Consider the following 13245-nt stretch of genomic DNA (forward strand, 5'->3'; position numbering starts at 1 on the left):
GCTCGCACTAGCGGAGGTCTCTGTTTTTAATAGATAATATTTTGAAAAATAGAATCTACGTACTTTTCCCAATATTTCATCCTCTTGGTTTGATTATTTGTTGTGTCATTTTCAGGAATATTTTTCTCTAGTATTTTCTCAAAGTTTTGATAATTTAAAATTATTTGAGCAATTATCTTTCTTCCTGCTTCAAGAAGTGTCGGCTCTGAATTTTCAAAATTGAAATCAATAGTAACTGATTCTCCACTATGTACAAAATTATTTCTTTTATGATATAATTCATCAAAATCCCTAGAAATTTTACTTTGTTTATTTTTTGGATATTTCATTAATCTTGGAATTATTGCTGAAATTCTTAATCTCTTTTCATTCCTATTTCTTGTCAGAATACTTTCCGCAATTGTCATCGTAATTATCGTTGAAATAGAAGTGTTTTGTTTTATGGAATCATTAAATAAAATCAAAGAGTTTAAAAAGCATACATTAAAATCATCTAAATTTCCATCAAAGTATATTCTTTCGATGAATTTTTTGAATTTGCTTTTCATTTCTTTGCTTTCTAGCCAACTAATATCAAAAGGAACACTTGAATCAAAATTTAAAGGTTTATGGTTTTGCCTCCAAGTTTCTTTAGAGTAAATAGCTAAGTGACTTGCTTCTTTTAGACTACTTTCTTCAAAACTAACCATAATTGATGTTTTGTCTTTTGATGTTTTATTTATGTTTCCATAATAAAAACATCTGATAGCAAATATAATTATTTTAGCAATGTTTAATGAATTGTAATGTACTGTACTTGTTTGATGTGTTTGTTTAATGCATAAAAGTGGATATTTTAAAAAATCTTGAGATCTAGATTTTTCAGTATGTTCAGCTATCCAAGTTGTTTCATCTAAAGTTTTTTTTGCTAATCTTGCTATTATTTTTAGTTTATCTTTTCGAGAATAGTTTTGAGGAATAAAAGATAAGTTATCAATTTTTATTAAATTTTTAAATTGAGCTGATTTTATTGGAATTACAATCAAATGGTCAGCTACATTGCTTTTAAGGGTTTCAACAATTTCTGTAACCATTTCTTCCACATCATTCTCATTAATTTGGACAGGAAGTACTTGATGTTTTTTTAAAATTTCTTTTTCAATTCCATATACTAAAATGTCACCATCATAAATTTCTTTAATCTCTTTAATTTCATATAAAGATTGCATCACATTTTGCAATGGTTTTCCATCATAATCAATTTCAATTTCACCATCTTTTAGACTTGAATTACCAAATGCGTTAATTAAACTAGCTAGTTTCTTTTTTTGTGTTAAAGTGAAATCCATTATAATTATTTATTGAATTAATTTATTGAATTCGAACTCGTTTGGTTAAAATAACATACAACTAGTGAACCCTCACAAGTTTACCCCTTTTACCCCAATTAAAAAAACAATCACTAAAGTTTTTTCTGTCTTTTATCATGTCTTAAAAATGCTGTCGATGACTTGCGTTAGGGATTGACGAGGAAAGCCCGCAAACTAGTGTAGCGATAGCGAAACTAGTTGAGGACTTGTAACATCCCGAAACTTCGGGACCGGTCCACCAAAAAATAAGGGCTATACGCAAACATCGTTGCCCTTATTTTTTTGGGGGAACGCCCAAATAAATAGACTACAAGCGGTTTAACTGATCTTCGCCTAGTATTACGGACTCGAAAAAGAGTTTTGCATTTGATACTTTGTACAAGTCTTTTTTTATACCTTTCCTTTTTTTAATATTGAAAACCAAACCAAATGTTTCCTAAAAAATATTTCTTCCTATTCTTCTGTTTTAGTTTGGCGCTGCTGGGTTGCAAAGAATCCAAAGACGGCGATTTTAAGTATACCAACGAATTGATCAACGAAACGAGTCCGTATTTGTTGCAACACGCGCACAACCCCGTGAATTGGCGTGCTTGGAACCCTGAAACCTTGGCTTTGGCTAAAAAAGAAAACAAATTGATTCTGATTTCGATTGGGTATTCGGCTTGTCACTGGTGTCATGTAATGGAGGAAGAGAGTTTTCAAAATGACTCGGTTGCCAAAATCATGAATGACAATTTTATTTGCATTAAAGTCGACCGTGAAGAGCGTCCTGATATTGATCAAATCTACATGAATGCCGTGCAATTAATGACCGGAAGTGGCGGATGGCCGCTCAACTGCATTGCATTGCCTGACGGAAGACCTATTTTTGGAGGCACCTATTTCCCCAAAGACGATTGGACAAAAATGCTGCTCAAAGTAGCCGATTTCTACAAAACTGATCCTAAAAAAGCAGCGGAATATGCTGATAAACTGACGCAAGGCATCAAAGAATCGGAGCAGATTGTTTTTAATCCGACTAAGGAAGCTTTTAGCGGTAGCGAACTTACTGCTGCTTTGAAAAACTGGCAAAAAAATATTGATGTTACCCATGGTGGATTGGCAGGAGATCAAAAATTTCCGATGCCGAATGCGATGCATTTTTTATTGCGCTATGGCTACCAAAAGAAAGACGCACAATGGCAAAATCATGTCACTACGACACTAAATGCTATGACCAACGGCGGTTTGTACGATCAAATAGGTGGCGGTTTTTCACGCTATACTGTGGATGCACAATGGCATATTCCGCATTTTGAGAAAATGTTGTACGACAATTCACAACTCGTGAGCTTGTATGCAGATGCGTACCTAGCGACCAAAAACTCTGCCTACAAACAAACGATTGAAGAAACGATTACGTTTGTAGAACGAGAATTGATGGCCAAAAATGGTGCGTTTTATTCTTCGTTGGATGCGGACAGCAAAGACAGTAAAAACAAACTCGAGGAAGGTGCTTTTTATGCTTGGACGATTGCCGAATTGAAAGCAGTGCTAAAATCGGATTTTGAACTTTTTAAGGATTACTATAACGTGAACGATACCGGATTCTGGGAAAAAGACAAGTATGTGTTGGTAAAAACAGCATCGGATATTGCTTTTTCCAAGTCGCACAAAATTGCGATTGGAACCTTGCAAACTAAAATCACGGAATGGAAAAAAGTATTGCTAAGCGCTAGATCAAAAAGAAGCCGTCCGCATCTGGATGACAAAACCTTAACGTCATGGAACGCCTTGATGATTAAGGGTTATGTACAAGCGTACAAGGCCTTAAAAAATCCGCATTATTTGGAAATGGCACAAAAAAACGCCGAATTTATTCGCACGACGCAACTACAAAAAGACGGTAGTTTGTACCACAGTTACAAGGACGGAAAGAGTTCGATCAACGGATTTTCTGAGGATTATGCTGCTGTGATTGACGCTTACATTGCTTTATACCAAGTAAGTTTGGACGAAAAATGGCTGAATGAAGCACATAATTTAATGAACTATACTTTGGCTCACTTTTTTGATGCCAAAACGCATATGTTTTATTTTACAGCTAATAACAGTCCCAATATCATCACTAGAAAAATGGAAGTGAGTGATAATGCGATTCCGAGTTCGAACTCTGTTTTGGCTGGCTCTTTGTTTCAGTTAGGTCATTATTTCTCGGATGCGAAATACAGCGCAATCGCCAAGCAAATGCTCAACAATGTTAAAAAAGACGCAATCGCCTACCCGACCGCTTATTACAATTGGTTGAACCTGATGCTCAACTATACAGATACATATTATGAAGTAGCAGTTTCTGGCCCTGCTGCCAAACAAAAAATTGGCGCGCTACAAAACTACTATTTACCAAATGTATTGTACGCAGGTGCAACCAAAGACAGCAAGATTCCGTTGATGGATAGCCGCTTTATGCCTGACGAAACCTATATTTATGTTTGTGTTGAAGGTGCCTGTAAACTTCCTGAATCAGATGTTGTAAAGACGGTGGAGAAGTTGAAGTAAAAAACAAGATGTGCTTGCTGTAGGTACGGGCAAGCACATCTTGTTAGACACCTGCAGCAAAGCAGGGTCAAATACTAATTACTGTTTTTAGCGTTTTTGTTCTAGCACTTTTTCGTATGCTCTTCTAGGCGTACCTCTAAAATAGACTTCACCACAATAGACATATCCCAAGCTATCAAAAATTGCCATCATGGCATGATTATCAAAATTAGTATCGGCTTTGATGCTGTAAATATTATTATTGATTGCAAATGCTTCTATGAACTGCATTAGTTTTTTTGCCAATCCTTTTCCTAATTGGCTTTCAGAAATGGCGACTCTATGAAAAACTACAAAATCATCATTTGTAATCCACTGCCCTTCTATGTTTTGATATTCAGGCTCATCATTAATCAATAGGGCACAATAGCCTATGATGGTTTGTCCTTCGATCAAAACGTAGGCCGCATTTTTGTTAATATCTGACTGAATCACTTCTGGATTGGGGTAACCGTCTTGCCATTGATCACTGCCATCAGCTTTTCTACGCGCAATAGCTTGTTGCAGAATAGTCCATATTTCGGAACTTTGGGTAACATTGGCTTTTTGGAAATGCTGACTCATTTATATTATGTTTGTATACAAAACTACTTTAAATATCCAAAAATAAACAGTTCAAAGCTGCCTTTCGAACTAAAACATTAGGGCCGTTTATAATTGTTAAGTTGTTAAAAACGGTATCCAAGTCGAAGATTTAAATTTACCGTCGTCTGCCCTTCGTTTTTCTGATAGCCCACACTTTTGGCAAAAATATATTGGTAACCAATTCCAATACCCGTTTCATAGGTAAAATGCTTTCCAACATTTCTTCTTATCCCCCAAGTTGGAACGAATGAGATTTGGTCGGCAATTTCTACATTATCATAATTAGAAATCACAAACCAATTGGGATGATAACTCGTTTTAAGTGATAGATAATTACCGCTATTGCCATCAATATTTCGTCCCTTTCTAACTCTTTTATTCAAGTTATAGTACCATCTTGGTTCCAAGGTGATAACAGGAGTCAATAAAAAACCGTTTTTTGGGTAGAAGCTTCCACTCCAAAAACCACCATCAAAACCAATTTCTTCGCGCAACGCAATTTGATTAGTAAGTTTCTCTTCACGGTGCGCCCAGATCCCCAAGAGCCCTGTTTGAATTCCGTACGTAGTTTCTTCAACACTTGCCTCTTGTGCTTTTGCTAGAAAAGTACTGAAGCACACAGCTACCATCAAAATCGATTTTACAGCCTTATTTGTTTTCATAAATCAAATTATTTATCAATGTTCGTTATTTTCCAATTACAGAAATCTCGTATACTATTGTCGAGTGCAAGAATAACGTTTTTTTCTTACTTTAAAAAATTTATAACCAACCTTTTATCTGTCTTTAGTACAGCTTATTTGTGTGAAATAACACAATTTGTCCCCAATTATTGGAGGTCCGATTGCTTTAAAGATATCGTTTATAAAAAGTACAGCTTTCGGTCAAAAAATCGAGTAGGAATCAAGTATAAACAGGAGTTAGAAAAGAGATTACCCTCTTTATTTTGTTTTAATAGCATCATGGGCGTGACCCGCTAAAATACGCGGGTCGGGCTATGCACTACAATCTTTTTTGGGGCAAAAAAAGCCCCAAAAAAGGATTTCCGTTCCTATCCCTCACGCAAAACTGCTGCTGTCAATTCAAAAATGTATTCCCTTTGTATTTCTATATCAGAATAACAATGTACCACAAACTGTCTTATTTACATCCGAAGTCTTCTTTAGCAGGAGCATTGTTTAGGCTGTTTTTTTTCTAACAATCTACTCTACAAACAAAATAAGGCCGTTGATTATTTTCAACAGCCCTTTTTTTTATTTATTTAAAATCTTGAGAAACCTATGATTTTCAATCTTTGTAGTTTTAGCAACACCAGAGAATTCTCGAGAACTATTTTTTCTGCTTATTCAGTTCGTCTTGCAATCTGCGCATCGCTTTTTGTTCGCGTTCTAATGCTTTTTCTTTGTAGATTTCAAATTCTTCTTGAGACTGTTTTAGTGCCAATTTCGATTCTACGGTAATGGCATTACTTCGCTTGTACATGAAAACTAAAAAGAAAACTGTGGCAATTAATCCAATTACGATCAAAAAAAACGATACTTTGAACACCGTTTTTTGGATTTGAATTCCCAAAACTGAAATACTTTCTTTTTCAGAAACCAAGTCAGAAACAATTGTTTGTGAAGCTGCAGATTTATTTTTTAAACTATCTATAGTTTTCTTTTGTGACTCTTGAAAAGCTTCATTTGCTAAAATCTTGCTTTTTGAAACTGCAAGCGAATCTTGAATATTAGTTTGTAACTTCAACAACCCCGATTTACTAATAACTTTATATTCCTGAAAGCTATTTGATTTCTCGATAAGGTTCTCAAATTGAGATTGCAAACTACCCGATTTGGCGGGCTTAACTGAGGTTTGACTAAAAATGTTTGGAGTAAAAAGTAATAAGGCCGTTGCCGTAATTATTATTTTCTTCATGAGGTAAAATCCTTTTAATGTATAACTTATTATTGTTATCATAAACAACGAACGATCAAACAAGTTATTGCTACTATTTAAAGATTGGGGTTTATTTAACGATTGCTTGGTATTTTTTCAGGTCGAAAAACTAACGTATGATAACTTTTGTTGTTCTTATTGTGTATAAGAGAACAAGGGTTCCTACTATTACGTTTACCGCTACAAATAGATAATAGGATAACCACTCTATACTAAAACCATATTCTAAATTTTTCAACAATCCTTGAACTAACTGAATTACCGAAAATGCAAGCAAAAAGAGGGTTGTCCACATGATTATTCCAATTCTTGCATATTTATGTTTTTTCACAATTAAAACTAATAATAAAATTTGCAATAAAACAGGTAAAACTCCAATTAATTGATTTAAAAAAAAAGTTCTAAAAATTGATTTCATTAATTATCCTGCAACTATTAAGATGACTATCCAATAGAAATTTTTATTCTCAAATTTTGTTTCTTTCATGATCGTATTTTATAGTGAATTTTACATCTAACGCATTAACTCCCAAATTAATTTTTACTAAAATGAGCGGATGGATAATTCCATAACCAATAATTTTTTGGACTTAATGAAAACTTGATGCGAAATGTAAACTCTTCTCAAAAATGTACCCAGTTTAAAAATGGTATTTACAGCTAGCCTTTATCTAGAAAGGCAAATCATCAGCTTCCTTTTCAAAATTCCAAGAAGTTTTTTGAGCAATTCTTGGGTTTCTCACCAGAGCTTCTTCAATTTTCAAAATAATTTCTTCTGGTAGCTCCAATAACAAATTTGTCAAATCGGGAACTAAAATAACCTCTCGGGGGTTATTACTACTGGTTAATTCTGTAACTTCCGTTAATTTTTTCAGGTCAAATCGTCGCATTGTTTCATCATATCCATTTGATAAATTTGAATTTAATGAGTGGATCTCTTCCCAAATTTTTATATTATCTATTTCACCGTTACTTTTCCAGCCAACTCCAAGTTTAAATCGTGCGGTATCCATGGAATAATGCAACAATAAAATCTCTTCATCCTTCAATTTTTCTTCCTGAAGATCTTTAAAAAACTTATTAACTTGTGACAAACTACCATTTATTTCAACATATTTTTTTAGAGATTTTTTCACAGAGATTTCTCCTGTTTCTTTTGGCAAATCAATTATGGTTGCGGGTCCAGCTTTATTAAAATTATTGATAATAGATAAACTTGACTTTGCATTAATATTAAACGAATTTACTTTAGCTACAAACTCTCTGATTTTTTGACTTACAAAAACTGTGTTACTGGATATCGGAAACGAACTGCGAAGATTCTCTATGAATTCAGTTATTCTATCTGGATTATTTATTATGAATCCCATTTCCCTGGGATCCAAAGCTCCATTTTGGAATTCAGGGCTCGAAGCCTTAAACTCTGGTGTAAAGACAATAGTATGTTCATTTTCTACAATCCAAGCGGCTCCCATTTCGTTTAAACAGGCTATACTGGAATAATATTCTGAGGAAAGTAAATAGATAACATGAGGTTTCTCAGTAATTCTAGCTTTCAACCAATTGAATATGTTTTGACCTGTGGGAATACCAAATGCATCATTACTTGTAAATATAATTTGTTCACTATTAATACCAACTGCGACCAAAAGATCAACGATTGCTTGTCCATAGTTTAGATTTTTTGAGGAATGAGAAATAAATATTTTCATCATAAATTTTATTAGATAAGCAAATATATATTAATTGATTGGAATTCTCTCTGCACATAATTTAGATTACCACCAACCACCAAATATACATAATATCATACGTTTTTATCTCATTAAAAAAGCAATTAACAATGATTTTTCTGTCTTTCTAAAAAACGTTCTCTATGACTTGCGTCAGGGATAGTCCCGAAGTTTCAGGAGAAAACCCCACAAACAAGTGCAGCGATAGCGGAACTTGTTGAGGACTTGCAACGTCCCGAAACTTCGGGGGCATGACTCCAAAAAAACAAGGGCTATCCGCAAACGGCATGGCCCTTATTTTTATGGTCGAACGCCAAAATTATTGAAGAAATTTGTTAAGGATTTGGAACTATTAATTTATTGGTGGAGATTTCGCCGCTCGGGATAGGCCAAATGTAATTGCTACTAGTAATCAGGACTAAAGGAGCAGTCCCGATGGCGCCTTTTTTGGATGGAATCGTCAAGAGGTTGCGCTGTAAGTCCATTAATCGAATACCTTCGCCTACGAATTCAATACGTCTTTCGTTCAAAATGGTGGCAATCAAAGCGGTTTGACTGTCTACTGTACCCGCAGGAAAAACATAAGCCGGATTGGAGCGGTTTCTAACGGCTTTGAGTAGATTTGTAGCGGTGCTCAAATCGTTGTTTTTGGCTTTTGCTTCGGCATAATTTAGCAAAACCTCGGCATAGCGCAATACAGGTACGTAGTCGCGGAAGGGCGCCGTAATAATATTGAATTTCTTGAGTAATTTTTGGTTGGCGCTGTTGGTTGCAATTAGCGTTGTGCGAGCATCGGCTGTGGTGTTGAGTGCAGGATCTTTGGCGATGCCGTCTGCAGCCAAAACAATGATAGGCTGCCCCACATAATTAAAAGCCAAGCTACTTTGAGAAGCCGGAGTTTCAGTAGTACTGTTGGCAAACGGAATAGAAAGCAGTGCTTCATTACCCATGTAACTGCCCGTAAAAATAGCCGTGAAATTAGGTTCTAACTGATGTGTTAAACTGCCCGAACTGTATTGGTAGGGCGCAGTGAGTGAAACTATTTTCTGCGCCTCCTTGATTACTTTGTCATAGTTTTGTTGTATCAAATAGACTCTTGTCTTAAGAGCTATTGCAGTGCTTTTTTTGGCTCTCGACACATTTAGCAAACTGCTGCTGTAATTGACTGGCAAATTGGTTTCGGCTTGGTCTAAGTCTGTAATGATTTGCTTGTATATCGCATCGATACTGGAACGAGCCAAATCATTGTTGCCAGCGGTCGTTATAGGTGCAAGACGCAAAGGAACACCTAATCCGTTTTTGTCGAGTGTGTAAGGCTTGGCATACGTTTGTACAAGGCTTAGGTAGCACAACGCACGCACAAATTGCGCTTCGGCACGATAATTTTTGGCTACTTGATCGCTCAGTACAGTTGTAGTATTCAGCTTGTCTATCAAAATATTGGACGCATTGATCGCTGTGTAGCAAACCGACCAAACATTATTTACAAAATCATTGGTCGAGGCTACGTTTTGATTCCAAACAGCTGATCCTGCTGCGGCATTTCCGTCGCTTTGGCCAAATTCGTCTGCTCTTTGTTCGTTAAAAACAATAAAACGACCGCCATACAAACTTTGGTTTTGAAGCAGCTTGTACAAATAATTTACTTGAGCTGCCATTTTTCCTGGCGTGCTGTAGGCATCGGCTTCCGGAATACTGGTTTTGGGTGTTGTGTCCAAAAGGTCTTTTTCGCAGCTGGATACTGCAAAAACAAGCAGAACTGTTAGGCTAGATAGGATGAATTTTTTCATTATATTATGCTAAATAAGGTCGTTAAAATCCGACGTTGATACCAAAAGTGATTGTTTGTGCATTGGGAGGAACATTTTGATCTTTGCCCGAATTGATCGAGTTTCCATTGATAGAAACCTCTGGGTCAGACCCTCGGTATTTAGTCCAAGTATACACATTACCGGCTTGCACATACAGGTAAGTGCTCGAAAGATGGTCACGCAAAAACGTTTTCTGAATCGGAAGATGGTATCCTACTGAAATATTTTTCAGTTTTATGTACGAACCATCTTCCACTTTTGACGTGCTAGTAAAAGAGAATCCTGCCGAAACATTGTCACCATAATATAATTTTTGAATATCGGTGATTTGGCCTGGTGTTGTCCAACGGTTTTTGATGAATTCACCATTATTAAAATAGCGCTGATCAGAGTTGGTCGCTCTCGTACCATTGTACAATTTACTACCCGATACAAAAGTAAAATTAAGAGTCATATCAAAATTTTTGTACGCAAAACTGTTGTTCAATCCTCCAAAAACTTTAGGCAATGACGGCCCCTGAATCACACCATCGGTATAATTATCAATTGCTGGAGCGGCTGTCCCGTCAAGAAAGGTCCATTTTGGCGAACCTATATGATTGTACTGCACCTCTTGCCCTTTGCTATTGATAAAAACCATTTGACCGTTGTCTGGATTAACTCCTTTGGTTGGAACAGCAAAAATGGACCCCACAGAATAACCTACACGAGTCATGTTTTGTACTCCAAAAACACTAGGAACAAACACATTTGTAGCGAGTGAAGTTACTTCGTTTTTCAAGGTCGAAAGGTTCAAAGAGGCATTCCACGTAAAATCAGATCCTTTTAAAACCAAAGCATTGATGCCCAACTCGATTCCTTTGTTGTACATTCCACCAATATTGGCATTGATGTAATTGTTCGGAATTCCTGCTGATAAAGCTTGCGGTGCTTTTAGAATCAAATCTTTGATGGTGTTTTTATAATAATCAAATTCGAATGTCACACGATTGTCTAGAATTGCAAAGTTCAGTCCTAGGTCCAGTTTACTACTAGTTTCCCATTTTAAATTGGGGTTGGCCGTTTGCGAATACCCGAGCGTTGGCGTTCCCGCATACGTACTCGAACTGTAGGTTCCGCTGGCAGGATAATCTCCGATTTCGCTATTCCCCACCACACCGTAACTAGCACGAAATTTCAAGGAATTGATTAGCTTACTAATTCTTAATTGCTGATAAAATCGCTCTTGACTTAAGGCCCAACTTACAGATCCACTTCCAAAATTCCCATATTTATTGCCGTCTGCCAGCGCAGAAAGTCCGTCTCTACGGGCATTGACACTTACAAAATAACGTTTATCGAAATTGTAATTTACATTCGAAAAATAAGAAGCCAATCCGTTCTCTCCAAAACTGTTTCCTATTGGCGAAATGTTGGTATAACCGCCTTGAAAATTGGTGTATGATGGATCGGTGATATTACTTTGTGATGCCCCCCAACTGTTGGTAGTGGTTTTAATTTGTTCCTGACCTGCCAAAATACTGATATGATTTTTGTTCGAAAAATCTATGGTATAGGTCAAGGTATTGATCCAATCCTTTCGAAGGTATTTTGTTTCGATATTGGTCGCCACACCATTTGATGAAGCACCACCCCCATGAAGTGGATTCAGAAATGAGCTGTTGGTCACCTGCAAATTATTTAGACCATAGCTGGATTTAAATTTTAAATTTTCCGATAGCGCTATTTCGGCATATACATTACCAAGCAATGCATTATTTTGTGATGAATTGGTGTCCAAATTCTGTACCATCGCCAAATTGTAAGCGTTAATAGTCCCAATCACAGCTGGAATATTAGCTCCATAACCTACACTAGTTCCGTTTTGAATACTGTACGATCCATCAGGAGCATAGACAGGTACGTTTGGCGGCAGTACATAGGTCATACGCCCGATAGGTTCATTGGTGATGTACTCGGTATTGTAGGCAGATGACGAGCTTGTGTTACTAGAAATGGCACCCGTATTTGGACTCTTGTTCAATCCGTTGCTGTAAGATAAGGTAGCTCCAACCTTCAAATACTGATTTACTTTGTGGTTGATGTTTAATCGGGAAGCATAGCGTTCAAAGCTATTGTTTCGAATAAAACTATTTTGATTGCTATACCCTACCGAAAAATAATAGTCGGTAGTTTCATTGGCTCCCGAAATATTCAAATTGTGATTGTTTGAAAAACCGGGTCTATACGCCACATCATACCAATTGGTATCTATTAGGCTACCATCTGGATTATAAGACAAGAAGTAACCTGGCGCTTTTCCAGCATTTACCAAGGCTTCATTTTTGATCATTACATAATCTTCCGCTCCTAATAATTTGGGTAAATTATACGGTTTATTCACACTGTACCAAGAGTCATAGTTGAATTTGGTCTTACCAATCTTTCCTTTTTTGGTCGTGATTACAATTACACCATTTGCTGCTCGTGAACCATATATTGCCGAGGCCGAAGCATCTTTTAAAACATCAATAGTCTGAATATCATTAGGATTAATGTCTGACAGCGGATTGTTTCCTGTCATCCCTCCTATCGAACCTACAAAAACGCTAACTCCATCAACCACAACAAGTGGAAAAAGTCCCGAAGTAATGGTATTCAGTCCTCGTATGCGCATTACGGGGGTAGAATTGAGCACACCACTGGATTGCAAAACATCAATACCTGTGGCTTGCCCTCCTAGCAATTGGTCAAAACTAGTAGTGGGTCTATTTTGAATTTGTTTAGCGGAGATAGACGCTACAGCACCTGAAATTTCTGTTTTCTTTTGGACGATATACCCACTCGAAACTACAACCTCATCAAGTGAATTGTTATTGCTTTCGAGTAAAATTGTAACAAAATCAGCCGACTTCAAAGCAACTTCTTTGGTGGTATAGCCTTCCAAATGAATTTTTAATCGCAATGGGAAGGAAGGTTTTGTTCGAATAGAAAAAATTCCGTTACTGTTGGTCAAAGCAGCATCTTTGGTCCCGACAACAGTGATTAAAACAGACTCTAAGGGTGTATTTTCCTTGTTTGTTATACTTCCTTTAATGACATTTCCTTGTGCAAAAACAACTATAGTGCTACTAAAGAGACAAAAAAGAACAAGAACGAACATAGATCGAGGATCTAAAATGGATTGGAATGCTTTCATTTTATACGAATGAAAAAGGGGTTGGTTAATTTTTTTGGTTTGGTCTAAAAAAAAGCTTCAAAATCTTTTTACAG

8 protein-coding genes are annotated in these 13245 nt (G+C 36.4%); 1 reads left to right on the top strand and 7 read right to left on the bottom strand.

Annotated features, from left to right (window positions below):
• Positions 1 to 26 precede the first annotated feature (26 nt).
• On the bottom strand, positions 27 to 1328 hold the full coding sequence (locus FFWV33_RS18510; RefSeq protein ID WP_108742272.1) for a HEPN domain-containing protein: 1302 nt from the start codon (positions 1326 to 1328) through the stop codon (positions 27 to 29).
• Between the two features lie 450 nt (positions 1329 to 1778).
• Here FFWV33_RS18510 and FFWV33_RS18515 point away from each other — a divergent pair, with 450 nt between their 5' ends.
• Positions 1779 to 3887, top strand: coding sequence for a thioredoxin domain-containing protein (locus tag FFWV33_RS18515; RefSeq protein ID WP_108742273.1), 2109 nt, complete (start codon positions 1779 to 1781; stop codon positions 3885 to 3887).
• 87 nt (positions 3888 to 3974) lie between these two features.
• Here FFWV33_RS18515 and FFWV33_RS18520 read toward each other — a convergent pair whose 3' ends face one another.
• The 6 genes from FFWV33_RS18520 to FFWV33_RS18550 form a co-directional block, all read right to left on the bottom strand.
• Positions 3975 to 4490: a GNAT family N-acetyltransferase gene (locus FFWV33_RS18520; protein ID WP_108742274.1), complete on the bottom strand. Its 516-nt coding sequence runs from the start codon at positions 4488 to 4490 to the stop codon at positions 3975 to 3977.
• A gap of 104 nt (positions 4491 to 4594) precedes the next feature.
• Positions 4595 to 5173, bottom strand: a complete 579-nt coding sequence (locus FFWV33_RS18525; protein ID WP_245891592.1) for a hypothetical protein — start codon at positions 5171 to 5173, stop codon at positions 4595 to 4597.
• Positions 5174 to 5840: 667 nt separating this feature from the next.
• Positions 5841 to 6428 carry a hypothetical protein gene (locus FFWV33_RS18530; protein WP_108742275.1) on the bottom strand — a complete coding sequence of 196 codons (588 nt, stop codon included), beginning with the start codon at positions 6426 to 6428 and terminating at the stop codon, positions 5841 to 5843.
• 692 nt (positions 6429 to 7120) lie between these two features.
• Complete coding sequence (locus FFWV33_RS18540) at positions 7121 to 8164, bottom strand: TIR domain-containing protein (RefSeq protein ID WP_108742277.1); 1044 nt, start codon at positions 8162 to 8164, stop codon at positions 7121 to 7123.
• A gap of 353 nt (positions 8165 to 8517) precedes the next feature.
• Positions 8518 to 9972, bottom strand: a complete 1455-nt coding sequence (locus FFWV33_RS18545; protein WP_108742278.1) for a RagB/SusD family nutrient uptake outer membrane protein — start codon at positions 9970 to 9972, stop codon at positions 8518 to 8520.
• A 22-nt stretch (positions 9973 to 9994) separates the two neighbouring features.
• The gene (locus FFWV33_RS18550) at positions 9995 to 13171 is read right to left on the bottom strand and encodes a SusC/RagA family TonB-linked outer membrane protein (protein ID WP_108742279.1); all 3177 of its coding nucleotides are present in this window, start codon (positions 13169 to 13171) and stop codon (positions 9995 to 9997) included.
• Positions 13172 to 13245: the final 74 nt, after the last annotated feature.

This window comes from Flavobacterium faecale (assembly GCF_003076455.1).
In the GTDB taxonomy this organism is placed as follows: domain Bacteria; phylum Bacteroidota; class Bacteroidia; order Flavobacteriales; family Flavobacteriaceae; genus Flavobacterium; species Flavobacterium faecale.

Excerpts from the sequence above, each read along its gene's own strand:
- FFWV33_RS18510 (WP_108742272.1), bottom strand. The coding sequence starts at position 1,328 with ATGGATTTCACTTTAACACAAAAAAAGAAACTAGCTAGTTTAATTAAC.
- FFWV33_RS18515 (WP_108742273.1), top strand. The coding sequence starts at position 1,779 with ATGTTTCCTAAAAAATATTTCTTCCTATTCTTCTGTTTTAGTTTGGCG.
- FFWV33_RS18520 (WP_108742274.1), bottom strand. The coding sequence starts at position 4,490 with ATGAGTCAGCATTTCCAAAAAGCCAATGTTACCCAAAGTTCCGAAATA.
- FFWV33_RS18525 (WP_245891592.1), bottom strand. The coding sequence starts at position 5,173 with ATGAAAACAAATAAGGCTGTAAAATCGATTTTGATGGTAGCTGTGTGC.
- FFWV33_RS18530 (WP_108742275.1), bottom strand. The coding sequence starts at position 6,428 with ATGAAGAAAATAATAATTACGGCAACGGCCTTATTACTTTTTACTCCA.
- FFWV33_RS18540 (WP_108742277.1), bottom strand. The coding sequence starts at position 8,164 with ATGATGAAAATATTTATTTCTCATTCCTCAAAAAATCTAAACTATGGA.
- FFWV33_RS18545 (WP_108742278.1), bottom strand. The coding sequence starts at position 9,972 with ATGAAAAAATTCATCCTATCTAGCCTAACAGTTCTGCTTGTTTTTGCA.
- FFWV33_RS18550 (WP_108742279.1), bottom strand. The coding sequence starts at position 13,171 with ATGAAAGCATTCCAATCCATTTTAGATCCTCGATCTATGTTCGTTCTT.